The organism is Halorubrum marinum (assembly GCF_048381195.1).
Taxonomy (GTDB): Archaea; Halobacteriota; Halobacteria; order Halobacteriales; family Haloferacaceae; genus Halorubrum.
Genome location: NZ_JBLWMM010000001.1, coordinates 307,227 through 325,154, shown reverse-complemented (window position 1 = coordinate 325,154; position 17,928 = coordinate 307,227). Strand labels below are relative to the sequence as shown.

The window sequence follows — 17,928 nt, the reverse complement described above, 5'->3', positions numbered from 1 at the left end:
GCCACAGCAACCGAATGCGACGCGTCAACTCGGGGCAGGCCCGCGGCGCGGCCGCCGCCGTTCGAAACGCACGTTTTTGAGCGCGTCCGCCGAACCCCTCGTCATGGAACGTCTTCGCGCCGTCGGCGGCGGGCTCGCGGTCGTCGCCGCGGTGTTCGGCGGGGTCGTCGTGTTGCGCGTGGTGAGTCGTTTTCTCCGGGCGGTCGTGTGGTTCGCCGAGACGGTCGCGACGCTCGCGTTCGCGCTGCTGCTCGGTTACCTCGCGTACCGGGTGCTGTGGGGAGAGAGCGACGATCCGCGGCGGCACTGAGCGGGCGTCGGTCCGGCTCGCCGGCGGGCGTCGACGCCCACCCGTCGCCGACGCCTCTTTTATCGGGGACTGTGTCGGTCGAAACATGCCCACCGTCAGCGACACGTACATCGAGAATCGCCAGCGCGTCCAGCCGACGCACACGAACAACTACGCGTCCGCACACGGAGGGAACGTCGTCAAGTGGATGGACGAGATCGGCGCGATGTCGGCGATGCGCGCCGCCGGTGAGACCTGCGTCACCGCCAAGATCGACGCGCTCGATTTCAAGCGACCGGTGCCGCAGGGCGATACCTGTGTCATCGAGTCGTACGTGTACGCGGTCGGTCGGACGAGCCTCCGCACGCGGATCCGCGCGTACCGCGAGTCGCCGCGAACGGGGGAGCGAGAGTTGACGACGGAGTCGTACTTCGTGTTCGTCGCCGTCGACGAGAACGGGTCGCCGACCCCGGTGCCGGAGCTGGGTATCGGTGGCGACCGGTGTCGGGAGCTTCGCGACGAGGCGCTCGACGCGGAGCCGGACGAGGAGCGGTGAGACCGAGGTCGCGCTCGGAGGCGTCTCAGTAGTCGCCCAACACGCCGAGCCGCCGCGCTCGGCGTGTCGCGTAATGGAACACCACGTAACCGCCGAGGAGATAACCGATCGCAACGGCGACGAGGAGTCCGAGTTCGCCGAGTCCGAACTCCCAGAGCCGGACGCCGTCGACCATCGCGCGCTGGAGCAGCGCGCTCCCGTGCGCCAGCGGCAGAAACCGAGTCCACGGCGCGTCTAGCACGGGCGCCGAGATCAGGACGACGAAGCCGAACTGCAGCAAGTTCAGCCAGTTGCCGATCCGCTTGTACAGCACCGTGATCCCGCCCGCCGCGAAGCCGAGACCGAGCACGGAGGTGATCGCCAGCCCCGCGACGGCGACGACGGTGATCGGGTCGAGGCTGAGTCGCGTCCCCGTCAGGAGGAGCATGACCGCGAGCACGACCGCCGAGGTGAGGAACGTCCGGATCACCTTCGCGACGCCCTTGAACAGCGCGACCGGCGCGAAGCCGAACGGCGTGGTGATGTGTCGCTCTAAGGTCCCCCACTGGACCTCGCTGCCGATGTCGTTGGACACCGACGAGTACGCGCCGACCGACAGCGTCCACAGGAAGTAGCCGACGATGATCCCCTCGAGCGAGTCCGTCAGCGCCTGTCCCGCCAACAGGCTTCCGCCGTAAAAGAGGACGCCGAAGAAGAACAGCGCGACGACGATCCCGCCGATCGCGTTCGCCGGATACCGGACGAATATCAGGTACTCGCGGTACAACACCGCCCGCGCGAGGTGGTAGTACGTGGCCGGTCGCGGCTCGTCGTCGGGCGTCGTCGTCGGGTCGCCGAGGCGAGTCACCGTGATCGGCCCCCATCGATACCGCGCTCGTCACCGGCCACGGTCTCGTCGCCAGATACCGTCTCGCCGTCGGCTACCGCCTCGCTTGCGACGGTCGGCTCGGTCGCTTCCATCCCGGTCACGTCGACGAACACCTCCTCCAGCGTCGGCCGAACCGTCTCGATCGACTCGATCGCGACGCCCGCTTCGCGGAGCGCGTCGAACAGGTCGTACAGCGCGTCGCCCGAAGCGACGACCTCGACCGAAGCGGGCGAGTCGTTTCCGGGCGCTTGCTGGGCCGTCTCCGCCGACGACCCCTGAGCCGTCTCCGACAGACCCCCGTCGCTCACGGCCGTCTCGCGCACCTCGAACCGATCGCGGAGGCTCGCGACGACCGCGTCGTCGATGTCGCGGCTGCCGATCCGAACCGCGTCGCGAGCGGCCCGCGACAGCAGCGCGTCGACCGAATCGTCGGCGACGATCCGACCGTTCGCCATCATCACGACGCGGTCACACACGTCTTCGATGACGGCCATGTCGTGGCTGCTGACGACGATCGTGAGCCCCTCCTCGCGGGCGAGCCGGCGAAGCTCCCGGCGGAGCGTCCGCGAGCTCTCGACGTCGAGTCCGAGGGTCGGCTCGTCGAGGAAGACGAGCTCCGCGCCCCCGGCGAGCACGCTCGCGAGCGACACCTTCTGTTTCATCCCGCGGGAGAGCTCCCGAACCGGGGTGTCCGCTTTCTCGGTCAGCCCGAGTCGGTCGAGGAGGCGGTCGTGGCGGCCCGCGACCGAGTCCGGGTCGACGCCGTGGATCGTCGCGAAGTATCGCAGGTTCTCGCGGACGGTGAGCCGCCAGTAGTCGTTGCGCGCGCCCTCCAACATCGCGTCGACGTCGGCGTACGCCGCGCGCCGGCCGTCGCCCACGTCGGTGCCGAACACCCGGACTGACCCCGAGTCTGGCAGGACGATCCCGAGCGCGCACTTGATGAGCGTCGTCTTACCGGCCCCGTTCGGGCCGAGCAGGCCGACGACCGAGCCGCGCTCGACGGTGAGGCTCACGTCGTCGACCGCGAGCACCGACCCCGCACCGCGCCCGAACCGCTTCGTGAGCCCGTCGATCGCGAGCGCCGGATCGGCCGGAGCCGCCGAGCCGTCGGCCGCGTCCGGGTCGGTCCGCTCGCGCTCGGTCGACGCCTGCCGTGTCATTAGCGTCGGTACGGGCCGAACGCGCATATATCCGCGTCCGGCGACCGCCGAGCCACGCATGGACCTCGACCGCTTCGCCGCGGACGCACCGGCCGACGACGCCCCGGGCGACGCGCCGGTCGAGAACGACGGGAACGGGGTCCGGGGGCGTGGTACTGCACGGTCGATGAGTTCCGTGAGGCGGCCACGCTCTCGGCACTTTCGGGGCGGACGGCGGTCGCGGCCGGGCGCGGAGGCGAACATCCGCCCGCCCATCCAGCCGCGCCGGACCGTCTCGAACCGACCGCCGGGCAGCGTCGGCAGGACCCGCCCGCCGGGGCCGAGCACCCGAGCGAACCCCGCGTACACCTCGGGGTGGCGCTCGCGCTCGACGTGAAACACGGCGTGATACGCGGTGACCGCGTCGGATCCGGTCGGATCTCGGCGGGCGGCGTACGTCTCGGACACGTCGTCCCACGCGCGACGCACCGCGTGTCGGCCATGATCGCTTTGAGCGCGCCAGCGGTTAGCATCTCTCGGCCGATCAGGAAGACAGAATATGTCGGTGATCGGGGGATTTATAATTATTGAACATGAGATAAGTCGCGTTGTATGAGGATGATAACACGTAACACGAGTCGTCCACGGAACTACGTGAGAACCATTACGCAGGTGACCGATCCATGACCGGAATCAACGTCGCACTCGCCGCGCTACCGCTGCTCCTCGCGGGGGTACTGCTCGTTGGATTCCTCTGGCCGGCGACGCGTGCGATGCCGCTGGCGTGGGTCGCTGCGATCGTGATCGGCTACACGGCGTGGAACATGCCGATCAACTGGCTTGCGGCGGCGTCCGGCGTCGGCGTGATGACTGCGATCGAGATCCTCTGGATCGTCTTCGGTGCGCTCGTGCTGTTGTACACCCTGATGGAGGCCGGGGCGTTCGACCGAATAAACCGGGGGTTCGCGACGGTCAGCGACGACCGACGCGTTCAGATCGTGTTGATCGCCTTCTTCATGGCGACGTTCATCGAGGGCGCCGCTGGCTTCGGGACGCCAGCCGCAGTCGTCGCACCGCTGCTCCTGGGGCTCGGCTTCCCGGCGCTCGCGGCGGTCGTCGCGGCGATCATCGGGCACATCATCGCCGTCACGTACGGCGCGGTGGGGACGCCGATCGTGGTCGGGATCCAGAGCCCGTTGGAGGACGTCGCGTTCACCCGCGAGGCGATCGAAGCTGGCGGAATGACTGTCCAGGCGTTCTCTCGCGAAGTGGCGGCGTGGGCGGCGACGTATCACGCCTTAGTCGGATTCGTGATGCCACTGTTCGCAGTCGGGATGGTCGTCTACTTCTTCGGTGATAAGGAGGATCGCTCGCTGGCGCCAGCCTGGGAGGTCGCGCCGCTCTGTCTGGCGTCTGGCATCGCCTTCGCCGTCCCGTACTGGATATCGGCGTGGTACCTCACGGCCGAGTTCCCGTCTCTCATCGGATCGATGGTCGGTGGGGCTATCATCCTGAGTATCCTGCGCGCGGGGTACCTCCTACCCGACGACGAGTGGGAGTTCCCGGAGCGGGAGCAGTGGGCCGACCACTGGGTCGGCTCGATCGAACCGGGGCAGTCGAACGGATCGAACGGTGACGCCGAGAGCCGTGGGGGCGTCTCGCCCGAGGCTAAGACGGCCGACCTCAGCAGCGGCGAGGACATGTCGCTGCTGAAGGCGTGGTCGCCGTACATCCTGCTCGTGTTCCTGCTGGTTGTGACCCGAGCAGTCGGACCGATCTCGGACTTCATCAACCGCGACATCTTCATCGTCAGTTGGGGAGATATCCTCGGGACCACGCTCAGCGGGAGCGTCGCGTGGATGAACGTGCCGGGGTTCTGGCTGCTCGTGAGCGCCGTGCTCGCGATCCCGATCTTCGGGATGTCCGGCAAGGAAGTAAGCGACGCGTGGAAAGAGGCCGGTCGGAAGATCGTCTCGCCGTTCATCGCGCTCGTCTTCGTCATTGCGATGGTGCAGGTGATGCTCCAGTCCGGGGCGCACCCGGGCGCACCCGAGGTCGGCAGCATGATCGTCTTACTCGCGCAGACGACCGCCAACGCGCTCGGCGTCGCCTATCCGGCCATCGCCGCGCTGATCGGCGCGCTGGGCGCCGCGATGGCCGGGTCGAACACCGTCTCGAACATCACCTTCGGCGCGTTCCAGTTCGAGGCGGCAACGCAGCTCGGGCTCCCGAGGACAATCATCGTCGGTGCGCAGGCGGTCGGCGGTGCCATCGGGAACCTCGTCGCGATCCACAACCTCGTCGCCGCGCTGGCAACGGTCGGCCTCCTCGGACAGGAAGGGCGGGTGATGCGACTGAACCTGATTCCGCTGTTGTACTACGCGACCGGCGTCGGGTTGCTGTGTCTGCTGTTCAGCTACGTGCTGTTCCCCAACGTGTTCTGAGCGCAAGGGGAGCACTGCGGTGCGATATTTTTATGCGCGATACCGGTACGACGGCCCGAGAGCGACGACCCCGACTCGAAAGGGCGGCGACACAGAGCGACGGTAATTAAAAAAAAGACGACGGCGGCGACGGCTCAGTCGTCTGCGGGCGACGCGTCGGCCGCGCCCGCAGCGGTCGCGTCCTCGACATCAACGGTGCCGGCGCCGGCCGCCGGTCCCGTCACCGCCTCGGCGACCTTCTCGATCGGGTGCGGCGGGTTCTCGGCACCGTCGCGGTCGCCGAGCTGGGAGCGACACGACGCGCCCGGCGCGGTCACGGTCTCGCCGGAGCTCTCGTCGACCTGATCGAAGAGGATCCGACCGATCGCCCGCGAGAGGTCGTAGTGTTCGGACTCGTAGCCGAACGAGCCGGCCATCCCGCAACACGAGGAGTCGAGCGGGTCCACGTCGTAGCCGGCGCGACGGAGCACGCCGACCGCGTGGTGGTCCTTGTTCGTCGCCTTCTGGTTACAGTGGCCGTGATACGTGAGCGACTCCGCGGGCGCGTCGAACGCCAGCCGCTCGTCGATCCGACCGGCGTCGAGGTACTCCAGCACGCCGAAGGCGGCCCCGGAGACGGCCTCCACGTCCGGGCCGTCGAGCAGGTCCAAGTACTCGTCTTGGAACATCACGGCGTCGGAGGGCTCGACGAAGACGATCGACCGCCCGTCGCGGACGCGGGGAGCGAGCGCCGCGACGTTCGTCTCGGCGCGCTCGCGGGCGTCGTCGAGGAACCCGGTGGAGAACGCCGCCCGTCCGGACGCCGCGAGGTCGTCGGGCACCTCGACGCGGACGCCGGCCGCCTCGAGCACCTCGACCGCGGCCTTTCCCGCGGCCGGATAGCTGTAGTTGGTGTACGTGTCCGGGAACAGCACGACCGTGTCGACCGCCTCGGCGGGGGCGATCTGAGAGCCGCCGCGGTCGCCGAACCACTCCTCGAAGCTCGTCGACCGGAACGTCGGTAGCTCGCGGTCCGGAGCGATCCCCGCGACCGCGTCCATCACCGTCCTCGCGCCGGGGATCTTCGTCGCCGCGTTCGACACCGGTGCGAGCGCGCTCCCGAGCGCGGAGAACCGGTCGATATCGCGGAAGACTCGTTCGCGGAGCCCCGCTCCCTCCTCCTCGTGGTGTTCGTGTTTCACCTCCGCTTTGAGCTTCGCGAGGTCGACGCCCGTCGGACAGTCGCTCTTACACCCCTTACAGCCGACACAGAGCCCGAGAACCTCCTCTTGGAACCGTTCGGAGTGGATCTCGTCGTCGTCCAACTCGCCGCTGATGGCGGCCCGGAGCATGTTCGCGCGGCCGCGAGTCGACTGAATCTCCTCGCCGGAGGCGCGGTAGGTCGGGCACATCACGCCGGAATCGGTCTCGCGACAGGTCCCGCAGCCGTTACACAGCTCGACGAGGTGCGAGAACCCGCCTTCGTCGTCGAAGTCGAGCGTCGTCTGCGGCTCGATCGACTGGTACGTCGGGCCGTACCGGAGGTTTTCGCGCATGTCCGTGTCGGCGGCGGTGTCGGGGTAGCCGCGCTCGGCGGCGGTGTCGCCGTCGACGTAGACGACCTTTCCGGGGTTCATCCGCCAGTCGGGATCGAACGTCGACTTCAGCTCCTGAAACGCGCCCCAGAGCGCCTCGCCGTACATCTTCGGGTTGAACTCGGTGCGCGCGAGCCCGTCGCCGTGCTCGCCGGAGAACGCGCCGTGGTGCTCCAACACGAGGTCGGTGACGTCCTCGGAGATGGAGTGCATCTTCTCGACGCCCTCCTCCTCTTTCAGCGAGAGGATCGGCCGGATGTGGAGGGTGCCGCTCCCGGCGTGCGCGAAGTACGCCGCGGAGGTGTCGTGGTTCTCCAGCACCTCCTCGAACTGCCCGACGTACTCCGCGAGCTCCTCCGGCGGCACCGTCGCGTCCTCGATGAACGGGTACGGCTTCGGGTCGCCCTGCATGCTCATGAGGAGGGGGATCGCCGCCTTCCGGAGCTTCCAGAGGTCCTCCTGATCAGTCTCGGTGTACGCTTCGAGGACGTCGAACGCGTCGCCCTCGTCGACGAAGTGGGCGTTCGTGTCGGCGATCGCCGCCTCGAAGTCGTCGACCAGCTCGGAGTCCCACTCTAACATGAGCGCCGCGGCGGCGCGGTCCGGGATCGGCTCGGCGTACTGCGCGAACTCCTGTGAGCCCGCCGCGAGCGAGAACACCTCGTCGTCCATCAGCTCGACCGCGCTCACCGGGAACTCCAACGCCTCCGGGACCGCCCGCATCGCGTCGACCAGCGAGTCGAACGTGTACAGCGCCAGCGCCGTCTCCTCGGGACGGCTGACGAGCGACACCTCGGCCTCGACGATCGTTCCGAGCGTCCCCTCCGCACCGACGAGCAGCTTCGAGAGGTTGATGACCGCCTCGCCGTCGTCGTTCTCGTAGATGGCTTTGTGGAGGTTGTACCCCGACACCGACCGTTTGAGGCTCGGGTACTTCTCGTCGATCTCGGCCTCGTGTTCCTCGACGAGCGCTCGCGTCGTCTCGTACAGCGCCGCCTCCCGGTCGTCCTTCGCGACGATCTCGTCGTACTCCGGCGAGTCGAGCACGACCTCGCGGGTGTGGATCAGCGAGCCGTCCGCGAGCACCACCTTCAGCTCCTCGGTGTACGCGTCGGTGATCCCGTACCGAACCGAGTGGGCCCCGGTGGAGTTGTTGCCGATCCCCCCGACGACGGTCGCGCGCGCCGAAGAGGCCGGGTCGGGTGCGAACTTCAGTCCGTCAGATTCCAAGCGGTCGTCGAGGTGGTCCTGCACGACGCCCGGCTGAACCACCGCGCGGCCGTCGTCCGGCCGGACCTCGACGATATCGTTCAGGTGCTTCGAGAAGTCGAGCACGACACAGCCCGGTCCGACCGTCTGTCCGGCCAGCGACGAGCCCGTTCCCCGGGGAATGACGGGCACGTCGTGGTCGGTCGCGACCCGCATCGTCGCCTGTACGTCGTCGACCGACGTCGGGAAGACGACGCCCGCGGGCCGCGCCTGATAGATGCTACCGTCCGTCGCGTACAGCACCTGCGCGTACTCGTCGAACTGCACCTCGCCCGTGACGCGCTCGCGGAGGTCCGACGCGAGCGCCCGATACGCAGGCTCGTCCGATCGGTCGTGGCCGAGCGCCGCCGCCGACACGTTCGCGTCCGGCAGCTCATCAGCCGACCATCCCGCGTTCGACCGACCCGCCTCCGGCGAGTCGCCGTCCGACGGATCCGTGCCCGACGTGTTACTCCCCTGCGTGGGCTCAGTTGCCATGGTATACAGGGGGACTGACACGTGAATAAAACCTTTGTTCATGATAATTTTGCAGGCAGACGCGACCCGGTCCGCAGCCGGGATTTATTACGCCACCGAGACACGTCGTCTCATGGAGATACTCCACACGTGTCTCAACGTGGCCGACGCCGACCGCACCGCCGACTGGTACGTCGAGCAGCTCGGGTTCGAGCGCTCCTGGGAGTTCACGACCGCCGACGGCGACACGCGGAACGTGTACGTCGCCGACGACGCCGGCGTCGAGTTCCAGCTGTCCGACACCGAGGGCGAAGAGCCGAGCGACGACGGCGACCGATACGACCACGTCGCCGTCGGCGTCGACGACATCGACGCGGCGTTCGAGTGGATCGACCACCACGGCGTCGTGAAAGAGCCGGGCGACCAACCGGAGGCCGGCGCGCGCACCGCCTTTATCAAGGACCCGGACGGGCACGTCGTCGAACTGATCGAGCCGTTGTAGCGAGAGGGAGCGTTTATACACGGACGGGTCCGCCAAAACCTTATTTTTGGACAGCTTTTCGTCGGAAAGAGCGGGTCGCTGAAGAGCGCCTATTACGTACTGAGATTTCTGCCAATTCAAGGATATGTTCTGATAGCCGTGCAAGATACAGTGCGCGTCTTCAGTACAACCACGTCGGTTGTTCCGGCGTGGTCGGTCAAACTGCTTTGTTGAAAGACACTATGAGTTACAATTTCAGCCAGTAATTCAACAGAGTGGACGCCGTCCCGAAGTGGCAGTTACTTTTATTTGCTTGGTAGGCTCGAAATAACCGATTCGGTGAGAGCAGGCTCCAGTCCAGTGTTCCGGTATCCAGCTGCGAGGTTGACATCGACAGCCCAATACTGGCCGTTGTCATCTTTAACCAAGTCAACCCCGACACCCCGAAGATCAAATCGTTCAACAAGTTCTCGCATCAACGCTGCAAGTGCTGGCCTGATCTCTATCTGGCCGATGAACTGTTTCTCCCCGTAGAGCTTCGAGGTAACGCGCCTCCCCGCGACGTGTATTTTTGACCCGTCGTTGACGGCATAATACTTGTAATCGACTGGTTCCGTCGGGATCAGTTCCTGATAGAAATCTCCCTCGCCGTTGAGTTCGGGTTCGTCGTTCCAGATGTAGTAGCCTTTAGCGACGTACTCGCCATCAGGTTTCTCAAAAGTGACTTCGGGTGTGAGAAATCCCATTTTCGAAAGCGCTCGAAGACCGACAAGCCGTGAACTGAACAAAATCAACGCCTGCAAGTTGTTCCACAGCACTGTCCCCGTCCGTCGAGCATGCCTGAGAGTTGGGAGTGCACTCGGGAGTGTCTTCTTATTAACAATCAACGAGAGGTCGGCGATCTGTTCTGGTGAGAGCGGTGATTGGGGATGGAAGAATCGAACCTGAAAGCCTGCATTCCGAAGACGCTCGGCTACGCCGCGGAACACCGGCTTGCTCTCTTGACACAGGATACCGATGCCTCGATTACTTACCATACGGCTCTACTGTGGTGTTCAAGCGCGAATTTGAATAGCATTCGGGTGTGTAGCGATTCAGTAACAGGCATGATGAATGGAGGATGGCCCAACAGGTGTGAAGACACCGTCCAGTCCTATCCACTCAATACGGCGGGCGAATTTTATCGGTGCAGGCTTGTACCATCTCCCGTATGCCTGAAGAAGTTCTGTTCAAATCAGAGAGCGACCAGAGCCGAGAAGAGATTGCATCGTACCTTCGGAAAGTCGCAGACAATCTCGACAGCGGTAACGCTATCAAGCTGAAAGCAGGCTCCGAATCTGTGACGCTGAATCCCCCTGCCCGACCGACATTCGAACTCAAAGCTGAACGCGAAGGCCCGGCTGGCAACATGACTGAACGAAGCATCGAGTTCAAACTCGAATGGGACGAGAATGAGGGTGAGGAGGGTGGCGGAAGTCGTCAGTTAGAAATCGAGTAGTCACTCCGCACGCGCGCTGAGCAGGTGATTCAGGGGAACAGATCTTGAACAAATGTATCCTCTGTGCTGACTTCATCCTCTGCATCTCGTATGCCATTCTTGACAGGTGTCGAGTAATTCACGGGATCGGTTAATACACGTGTCCCCTGTATTGACCACGAACGGGTCAAAACAGATCACTTGCGGAGGATTTCAACAAAGCCAGCGCCGGCTGAACCGGTATACGCGAACTGAGCCGACATAAAAGGGACGAACGGGTGAACCGCGACCGGCCGACTACAGGAGGCCGGCCGCCTCGGCCGTTTCGACGATGTCCTGTGCCATCTTGTTGGTCGCCTCGTCGACCATCTGCCCGTCGACGCTCACGGCCCCTTTGCCTTCTTCCATCGCCTCGGCGTAGGCGTCGACGATGCGTTTCGCGCGGTCCGCGGTCTCTTGGTCCGGCGCGAACACCTCGTTTCCGATCTCGATCTGCGACGGGTGGATCGCCCACTTGCCGTCACAGCCGATCATGTTGGCGTTCTCGGCGGACTCGCGGAACCCGTCGGCGTCCTCGATGTCCGCGTACGGGCCGTCGAGACACGGGAGACCGGCCGACTTCGCCGCGGCGTTACACTCGGAGAGCGCGTGATGCCAGTAGTGACCGGGATACTCGGGGAACTGGCCGATGTCGAGTCCGGGCGTCCCCATCGCCGCGGAGTAGTCGCCCGGCCCGAAGATGATCGAGGAGAGCCGGTCGGAGGCGTGGGCGATCTCGTGGACGTTGTGCATCCCCTCGCCGTCCTCGATCTGCGGTTCGAGGCCGATCGCGCCGACCTCCAGGTCGTTGTTCACCTCGACCTGTTCGAGCAGGTTCTCGACGGTGTGGATGTCGCTCGCGGACTTGACTTTCGGAACGATGACGTCGTCGATGTGCTCGCCCGCCTCGCCGACGACGGTGATGAGATCGTCGTACCACCACTTGGTGTCGATCCCGTTCATCCGGAAGCTGAGGATCTTGTCGCTCCAGTCCTCCTCGCGAGCCGCCTTGATAAGCGGCTCTCGGGCGGCCGGTTTCGCGTTCGGTGCGACCGAATCCTCCAGGTCGAGGAACACCTCGTCGGCGTCGCTATCGGCCGCCGAGTGCATCATCTTCTCGTCGCTCGCGGGCGTCGCCAACTGCGTTCGACGAAGGGTAACGTCACTCATGTGTAGCGGATCTATCACGCTCGTCCATGAAAATAAAGCTACCTCACGCGGGGGTTTTTTCTACGAGTCGGAACCGAGTGAATTTGTTGCGAGCGGACAAAAAGCAGCCGCCGATTGGCTGGCTACCTATCCGCGCGTCGGACCACCGCGACGATACCCAGCGCGATCAGGAGCGCGATCACGACGGCGACGAGCGTCGGCGTCGAGAATAACCCGGGCTCTTCGACCGGGGTAGGCGTACTGTCGCCGGTCGAAGCCACAGTCATCGTGTCGGTTGTCGTGTCGGTCTCACCCGCGTCGTTCGTCACCGTGAGTGTCACGTCATACTCGCCCGGTGTCGCGAACGACGCACCTGTCGTACTCCCGGTCGCCGTCTCACCGGCGATATCCCACTCGTAGGCGACAATTTCGCCGTGCTCGTCGGTGGACTGGAGTCCGGAGAGCGTGACCGACTGGTCGACATCGATCGGGTCGGCCCCAGCAGTGATAGCCGCCTCGGGCTCACTGACGGCCGAGAGCGCAAACATCGAGAATCCCGGAGTCTCCGCCTCGATCACGACGCGATCACTGTCGCGGTCGATGACCGTCGTCTCTAGTCCCTGCCACTCGCCGTCCGCGTAACGAGAGAGCCGAAGGTCGGCGTCGTCAATGCCAGCCTCGTCGAGGTGTTCCGCGTCGACTCCGGTCCGGATTGTCGCTGGCGTGTCGCGTGCCGTGTCGGGAACAGTTATCTCCACAATCGAGACTGACGCGCCGGGTGCCGGGCCGGTTATTGCGGATGCCGCGTCGAGCTCAGTAACGTCCACATCGCCCTCGACAGCGCCACCGAACTCAATTCCGTCGACAGAGGTTTCCCCGTCGAAGGCGACCGAGCTCGTCTGTCCGTCCTCGCTGACCACGGTCGACGCGGTCTCGAGGCCAAGTGCCTCGGTACCGTCTGGCAGGTCGACGACATCATCTGCAGGCTGATCGCCCGCCGATGTGTCGTCCGTCGACGGCGATCCGCCCGCGCCGCTGGAGCCGCCGGTATCACCGGGAGCATCGCTGACATCGTCATCGCCGCCGGGGACGGAGCCGTCGTCGCTCGGATCCGTTTCGTCACCGGGTCCGGTTTCATCGCCTGGGTCCGAGCCGTCGTCCGGATCGCTCGGCACCTCGCCGATTGCGAGTGAGACCTCCTCATTCGCACCAGACTCCCATTCAGTGGTGCCAGCCACCGCACCGCCGATCCGGAAGGTTACGGTCGCACCAGACACCCCTTCAACGGTGAGCTTTTCGTCGAACGCGCCCACTCCGCCGAACGAGCCGTCGGTGTCGGTCTCGATCGTGTCGCGGACCTCTCCGTCGACGACCGCCTCAACGGTCAGGCCAGCGGGGACGTCACCGTCATCGACCGTCACCTGCCCGTAGTAGGCTGCGGGGGTGGACGGCGGGCCATCGCCCTGTGCCGCGACGCCGCCGACCGCCGCACCGCCGGTGACGAGGCCCACGAGGGCAACAATCAGTGCGATCAGACCGAGCGCGCGTGTGGCGTTCATTGGCTTAGTTGCCCGTCAGGGCGCCCTCTTCGGTCTCCTGTGTCGGGTCGACCGGGACGGTCGCGCCGAGTTTGCCATCGTCGGTCACGAACACCCAGTAGCCCTGGAACGGGCTGACCGTGCTCGGGTTTGCCACCTGGCCGGAGCCGGTGAGGCCGTAGGGCATGGTCTGTGGGTCCGGACCGCCGAGCGCGTCGACGACCGTGGTGACGTCGGCGGTCGCGGGCGCGAACGCCTCGCTCGCCTCGCCGCCGTTCGGCGCACCGACGAAGTTCCAGCCGGTGTCGAGATCTGCGGTCGTCATGGACGGGATGTCCGAGTCACCGTCTGCGTACTCGAAGGTGATCCGGAGGTCGTCTCCGCTCTCGTCGACGGATACCGCAAACGCGTCGAGCGCGCCGATTTCCTCGTCGGCTATCGTCTCACCAGTCACCCAGTCGTCGCCGTCGTACGCGTAGACCGTCCCGTCGAAATCGTCGAATACTTCGCTGACAGTCCCTTCGACCGGTGCCGGGAAAGCGACGGAGTGAACGCCGCCGTCGGCGGGGACGACGAGGTCGTGGCCGAAGGCGGTTCGCTCACTCGGTGGGGTGAAGTCGTTCGGATCGGGGGTGGATGTTAGGAACGGATCGTAGACGAGTTCGCCGCCATCTTCGACAGAACTGTCGAAGCTTTCGGTGAGGAAGGAGACATTATCCACGTCTTCCCACTCGTTCATGGTGATATCAAGGGCGCCGTTGTCGGCCTTATGTTGGATCGAGTCGACATCACCGAACGTGTTGTCTTTGACGATCTGCGAATCCGCGTTGACCTGTGCTTCTTCGGTGCTCTCGATACCGTATCCGACGCCGGGGTAGGCGTCGGCGGTCGCATCGATGTCGTTGTACATGACGATGGACTCAGGCGTCTCGTCAACGTTGTCTCCACCGCTCGCACGCGTTACGACGCCGAAGGAGTAGCCCTCGCTATCGACGTCGATCGAGTTGTTGTAGACCACGGTCTCCGTTGTTTCGGCCTGATCGCTCACACCCACGACTCCGGCGACATCGTAGCCGGTCGCGGTTCCGGTAATATCGTTGTCGACGATCTGAACGCCGGTTATCGGCTCGCCACCGAACACCTGGATCGCGTTCACTTCTTCAAAGTCACCGTTTGCGTCGAGTGAGACGTCGACGGTACTGTCGTACACGCCAGCGTCCGAGGCGGTGATCAGGATGGCTTGTCTCTCAGTCGGTGGAATTCGGTCACCGTCCGGCCGATGGAATGGATCCGGTTTAACGGCGACATTTACAAGTGACGACTGTTCCGCGTCGATCTGCACGAGCCCGTTGATGACGGTCTCATCACCGACACCGATGAGAGTGATGTTCCGCGTCGAGACAGTCACGTCTTCGGTGAATGAACCACTAGATGCGAAGACGACGCCGTGCTTTTCAATCGACGTAAGCGAATCGTCAATAGTGCTGAAAACCGTTACTGGTTCATTTTGAGCGTTATCGACGATCGTTCCACCGGCGAACTCATTATTCCAGAGTACGCTTTGCTCAAGTGTTTGTCCGGCATCCCTTATGTAGAATGCACCGCTGTCGAGTTCTTCGGTAACGAATCGGTTGTCTCGGACAACTGCGTTCTCTCCGAAGAGCTCCACTTGGCCGAACTCACTGGATACTGCAAACGTGTTGTGTGAGACTTCACTGTCGTCAGCCTCGTGACCGAGAGCCAGTCCATCGCCGAGATCTTCGCCGACAAACGTGTTGTTGACGAAATCGACGCCAGTGGATGAAGTACCCACGCTGGTATCACCGTTTACGTAGGCGAGTATCGGGTTCCCACTCGCATCTTGTTGATTCTCAAATGTGTTTGAGTCGACGAGGTGGCCTGCTTGGCCGCCTTCAAACAGAAGCGCGTGACGATTGTCACCTGCTCCTTTTCGAAGATGACTGTCTGTCAAGCTAAATGCCATCGTATCCTGCGAGACTCGTACTGCGGGCCTGTCTGTTCCCTCGATCTCAAGCCTATCGATTGCGACGCCGTCAGCGTCAACGATGACCCCACCCTCGATTACGGGGAGTTGCTCGTCTGTGCCGCGGATCGCTACGTCAGCAGTATTAATTTCGATCGGTCCGGGATACACTCCGGCTTCGACCTCGACGACAGCACCAGACTCGGCGCTGTCAGTCGCCTGCTGAACGGTCGCATACGCCGTGTTATTAATCGTTACCGATCCGTCGTACAGGTGGCTCGAGTCATAGAATTCGACAGAATCGACACCAGACTCGGCAAGGACGGTGTTCGCGACCGAAATCTCATTCCCTGAGTCGTCGTCATTGACCGTTGGAACCTCGTCGTTGTAGAACCGGATATCCACGGCGCTCGAGTCGCTGCTGATCGTATTTTCTTCGAGAGTGTGGTCACTTTTCACAACGCCGATACCCTCAGCAGGGTACTCTCCGGCAGTTTCGATGCCGGAGATGGTGTTTCGCAGGACGGTCGACCCATCTGCTTGGAGACTGATACCGACGACCGCATTGGAGACGTCATTATCGACTATGTTTGCGTTTGTCGCGGTCTCTCCGGTCTGAATCCCTGTCAATACGTTACTAACAGTCACCCCCGAAACGACGCTCCCGTCGGTACTCTTGTCGTTCCCTAGGCGAACGCCGACGCCGACTCCCCGTTCGGGGCCTTCAACCCGGATATCGGAGAATTCAACCTCCTCAGCATTTATGTCGACAATGCGACTCGAGGCAGAGAAGTCGTCTGCAGATGCCCGTATTACCGGTGACGAACCCTCCTCGGCAGTAATAGTCAACTCATTTGTCTCGACCCGGTCAAACGGGTCGTACGTCCCGTCTCGAACAGCGATCGTATCTCCCGGATGCGCATCGTCGATCGCTCCTTGGATCGTATCGTACTCGGCGTCGTCTCCGACGACCAACGTTTGTGTTTCATCCGCGGCTGCGCCGCCAGCGAACACCGCCCCCATCGCGACCATCGATAGGACCATGATCGCGGCGAGGAAAACCGCGCGAGCCTGCCCGTGCGTCATCGATCGATCACCGTTCGGTTCGCGACTTCCGTCTGTGCGTCGTATAGCATGTGCATAATCGCCGTACTCCGTCGTGGAGATACCGATCGAAAGAGCCGTTCGGGGGTAGTAATTCGCCGGCAGAAAACCGTCTGCTCCACCCAGAATATATTCAGGATGGACCTGAAATGCCTGTTAGCCCGCTCGCGACGGCGATCCCGTCACAGCCGCTATCCCGGCAGTTTTCGTATAAAATCGTCGGGGTTTGAGGCGAACTCGGTCTCGACCGCGTCAGTCGTCGGCCGGGGTCCGCGGTTCGGCCGGCGGCTCCGCGTCGTCCGCCGGCTCCTCCTCGACCTCGACGTGGGGGGACTCGTCGAGCCGTTCGTCCGCCTCGCCGGACCGGTGACGCTCTCGGATCTCCTCGATCGAACGCGTCTCGACATTGTGATGACACATGACAACAAGTATCACGAACTGTGTAGTGATAAGGATTACGTCGGTAAGGCGGGTAGGGCGGTTGAAACCGGCGTTTCTACGGTTTAACCAGCACCTTGATCGCCTCCCGCTCGTCCATCATGCGGTACCCCTCGTCGACCGCCTCCAAGCCGACCGTCTCGGTGAAGATCGGCGCGGGGTCGAGGGTGCCCTGCAACACGTCGGCCATCAGCTCCTCGGCGTACGCGCGGACGGGGGCGACGCCGCCCGCGAGCGTGACGTTGTCACCGAACATCCCGAACACGTCCAGTCCCTCCTCGTCGACGCCGTAGGGAACGCCGACGTAGCCGATCGTGCCGCCGGGGCGGATCGCGTCGATGGCGGCGTTCATCGCGCTCGCAGCGCCGACGCACTCCATGACGTGATTCGGCCCGCCGTACGTGAGCTCGCGAATTCGCTCGACAGCGGCCTCGCCCCGCTCCGAGACGGTCTCGGTAGCTCCGAACTCCTCGGCGAGTTCGAGCCGGTCCTCGTGGTGGCCGACCGCGATGATCCGCTCGGCGCCGAGCCGCCGGGCCGCGAGCACGCCGCAGAGCCCCACCGCGCCGTCGCCGATCACCGCGACCGTCGAACCCGCCTCGACGCCCGCGCTGACGGCCGCGTGGTGACCGGTGCCCATCACGTCGGTCAGCGGGAGCAGCGAGCGGAGCGTGTCCTCGTCGGCGGCGTACCGGTCCGGCACCCGGACGAGGGTGCCGTCGGCGTGCGTCGACCGGACGTACTCGCCCTGGCCGCCCCCGTTGTCACCGCCCCACGAGTCGCCGTTCGCGCAGGAGGTGTGGAGGCCCTTACGACAGAACTCGCACTCGCCGCAGGAGATGGCGAAGGGCGCGAGCACGCGGTCCCCCGGGTCGACCGAGGTCACGTCGTCGCCGACTTCCTCGACGATCCCCATCGGCTCGTGACCGACCGGGGATCCGGGATCGCGGTCGCTGTCGCCGCGGTAGAACCAGAGGTCGGAGCCGCAGACCGCGGTGTGGGTCACGCGGACGATCGCGTCGGTCGGGGCCTCGATCTCGGGCCGCGGTCGCTCCTCGACGCCGATCTCGCCGGGCTCGTTGAAGACGGCTGCGCGCATAGGTATGCTTCCGGCGGGCGT

14 protein-coding genes are annotated in these 17,928 nt (G+C 64.4%); 5 read left to right on the top strand and 9 right to left on the bottom strand.

The features are described from left to right. The first annotated feature begins 103 nt into the window (after positions 1 to 103). Positions 104 to 310, top strand: a complete 207-nt coding sequence (locus ACNSN4_RS01620) for a hypothetical protein (RefSeq protein ID WP_418284018.1) — start codon at positions 104 to 106, stop codon at positions 308 to 310. A gap of 85 nt (positions 311 to 395) precedes the next feature. Continuing rightward, a complete protein-coding gene (locus tag ACNSN4_RS01615; RefSeq protein WP_418284017.1) occupies positions 396 to 845 on the top strand; it encodes an acyl-CoA thioesterase in 450 nt (149 codons plus the stop codon). Between the two features lie 25 nt (positions 846 to 870). Here ACNSN4_RS01615 and ACNSN4_RS01610 read toward each other — a convergent pair whose 3' ends face one another. Both ACNSN4_RS01610 and ACNSN4_RS01605 read right to left on the bottom strand, forming a co-directional pair. Then, entirely contained in the window at positions 871 to 1,692 is an 822-nt protein-coding gene (locus tag ACNSN4_RS01610) for an ABC transporter permease (RefSeq protein ID WP_418284016.1), read from the bottom strand. Then, positions 1,689 to 2,876, bottom strand: a complete 1,188-nt coding sequence (locus tag ACNSN4_RS01605) for an ABC transporter ATP-binding protein (protein ID WP_418284351.1) — start codon at positions 2,874 to 2,876, stop codon at positions 1,689 to 1,691. The genes ACNSN4_RS01610 and ACNSN4_RS01605 overlap by 4 nt, the downstream gene beginning before the upstream one ends. Positions 2,877 to 3,538: 662 nt before the next feature. Between ACNSN4_RS01605 and ACNSN4_RS01600 the strand changes: the two genes are divergently transcribed. Further along, complete coding sequence (locus ACNSN4_RS01600; RefSeq protein WP_418284015.1) at positions 3,539 to 5,299, top strand: L-lactate permease; 1,761 nt, start codon at positions 3,539 to 3,541, stop codon at positions 5,297 to 5,299. 134 nt (positions 5,300 to 5,433) lie between these two features. Here the strand turns inward: ACNSN4_RS01600 and ACNSN4_RS01595 are convergent, their stop codons facing one another. Beyond that, positions 5,434 to 8,619 carry an FAD-binding and (Fe-S)-binding domain-containing protein gene (locus ACNSN4_RS01595; RefSeq protein WP_418284014.1) on the bottom strand — a complete coding sequence of 1,062 codons (3,186 nt, stop codon included), beginning with the start codon at positions 8,617 to 8,619 and terminating at the stop codon, positions 5,434 to 5,436. 112 nt (positions 8,620 to 8,731) lie between these two features. Between ACNSN4_RS01595 and ACNSN4_RS01590 the strand changes: the two genes are divergently transcribed. Then, positions 8,732 to 9,100, top strand: coding sequence for a VOC family protein (locus ACNSN4_RS01590; RefSeq protein WP_418284013.1), 369 nt, complete (start codon positions 8,732 to 8,734; stop codon positions 9,098 to 9,100). Positions 9,101 to 9,384: 284 nt separating this feature from the next. Here the strand turns inward: ACNSN4_RS01590 and ACNSN4_RS01585 are convergent, their stop codons facing one another. Beyond that, entirely contained in the window at positions 9,385 to 10,116 is a 732-nt protein-coding gene (locus ACNSN4_RS01585) for an ATP-grasp domain-containing protein (protein WP_418284012.1), read from the bottom strand. A 173-nt stretch (positions 10,117 to 10,289) separates the two neighbouring features. On the opposite strand from ACNSN4_RS01585, the gene ACNSN4_RS01580 reads away from it, so the two are divergent. Continuing rightward, complete coding sequence (locus ACNSN4_RS01580) at positions 10,290 to 10,577, top strand: amphi-Trp domain-containing protein (RefSeq protein ID WP_418284011.1); 288 nt, start codon at positions 10,290 to 10,292, stop codon at positions 10,575 to 10,577. Positions 10,578 to 10,853: 276 nt separating this feature from the next. Here ACNSN4_RS01580 and ACNSN4_RS01575 read toward each other — a convergent pair whose 3' ends face one another. The 5 genes from ACNSN4_RS01575 to ACNSN4_RS01555 form a co-directional block, all read right to left on the bottom strand. Further along, positions 10,854 to 11,765, bottom strand: a complete 912-nt coding sequence (locus ACNSN4_RS01575) for an HpcH/HpaI aldolase/citrate lyase family protein (RefSeq protein ID WP_418284010.1) — start codon at positions 11,763 to 11,765, stop codon at positions 10,854 to 10,856. A 122-nt stretch (positions 11,766 to 11,887) separates the two neighbouring features. After that, on the bottom strand, positions 11,888 to 13,303 hold the full coding sequence (locus ACNSN4_RS01570; protein WP_418284009.1) for a PGF-pre-PGF domain-containing protein: 1,416 nt from the start codon (positions 13,301 to 13,303) through the stop codon (positions 11,888 to 11,890). 4 nt (positions 13,304 to 13,307) lie between these two features. After that, positions 13,308 to 16,352, bottom strand: a complete 3,045-nt coding sequence (locus tag ACNSN4_RS01565; RefSeq protein ID WP_418284008.1) for a surface glycoprotein — start codon at positions 16,350 to 16,352, stop codon at positions 13,308 to 13,310. A gap of 270 nt (positions 16,353 to 16,622) precedes the next feature. Further along, complete coding sequence (locus ACNSN4_RS01560; RefSeq protein WP_418284007.1) at positions 16,623 to 16,790, bottom strand: hypothetical protein; 168 nt, start codon at positions 16,788 to 16,790, stop codon at positions 16,623 to 16,625. A 76-nt stretch (positions 16,791 to 16,866) separates the two neighbouring features. Further along, entirely contained in the window at positions 16,867 to 17,907 is a 1,041-nt protein-coding gene (locus ACNSN4_RS01555; protein ID WP_418284006.1) for a zinc-dependent alcohol dehydrogenase family protein, read from the bottom strand. Positions 17,908 to 17,928: the final 21 nt, after the last annotated feature.

Excerpts from the sequence above, each read along its gene's own strand:
- ACNSN4_RS01605 (WP_418284351.1), bottom strand. The coding sequence starts at position 2,876 with ATGACACGGCAGGCGTCGACCGAGCGCGAGCGGACCGACCCGGACGCG.
- ACNSN4_RS01615 (WP_418284017.1), top strand. The coding sequence starts at position 396 with ATGCCCACCGTCAGCGACACGTACATCGAGAATCGCCAGCGCGTCCAG.
- ACNSN4_RS01600 (WP_418284015.1), top strand. The coding sequence starts at position 3,539 with ATGACCGGAATCAACGTCGCACTCGCCGCGCTACCGCTGCTCCTCGCG.
- ACNSN4_RS01575 (WP_418284010.1), bottom strand. The coding sequence starts at position 11,765 with ATGAGTGACGTTACCCTTCGTCGAACGCAGTTGGCGACGCCCGCGAGC.
- ACNSN4_RS01570 (WP_418284009.1), bottom strand. The coding sequence starts at position 13,303 with ATGAACGCCACACGCGCGCTCGGTCTGATCGCACTGATTGTTGCCCTC.
- ACNSN4_RS01565 (WP_418284008.1), bottom strand. The coding sequence starts at position 16,352 with ATGACGCACGGGCAGGCTCGCGCGGTTTTCCTCGCCGCGATCATGGTC.
- ACNSN4_RS01590 (WP_418284013.1), top strand. The coding sequence starts at position 8,732 with ATGGAGATACTCCACACGTGTCTCAACGTGGCCGACGCCGACCGCACC.
- ACNSN4_RS01560 (WP_418284007.1), bottom strand. The coding sequence starts at position 16,790 with ATGTGTCATCACAATGTCGAGACGCGTTCGATCGAGGAGATCCGAGAG.
- ACNSN4_RS01585 (WP_418284012.1), bottom strand. The coding sequence starts at position 10,116 with ATGGTAAGTAATCGAGGCATCGGTATCCTGTGTCAAGAGAGCAAGCCG.
- ACNSN4_RS01580 (WP_418284011.1), top strand. The coding sequence starts at position 10,290 with ATGCCTGAAGAAGTTCTGTTCAAATCAGAGAGCGACCAGAGCCGAGAA.
- ACNSN4_RS01595 (WP_418284014.1), bottom strand. The coding sequence starts at position 8,619 with ATGGCAACTGAGCCCACGCAGGGGAGTAACACGTCGGGCACGGATCCG.
- ACNSN4_RS01620 (WP_418284018.1), top strand. The coding sequence starts at position 104 with ATGGAACGTCTTCGCGCCGTCGGCGGCGGGCTCGCGGTCGTCGCCGCG.
- ACNSN4_RS01555 (WP_418284006.1), bottom strand. The coding sequence starts at position 17,907 with ATGCGCGCAGCCGTCTTCAACGAGCCCGGCGAGATCGGCGTCGAGGAG.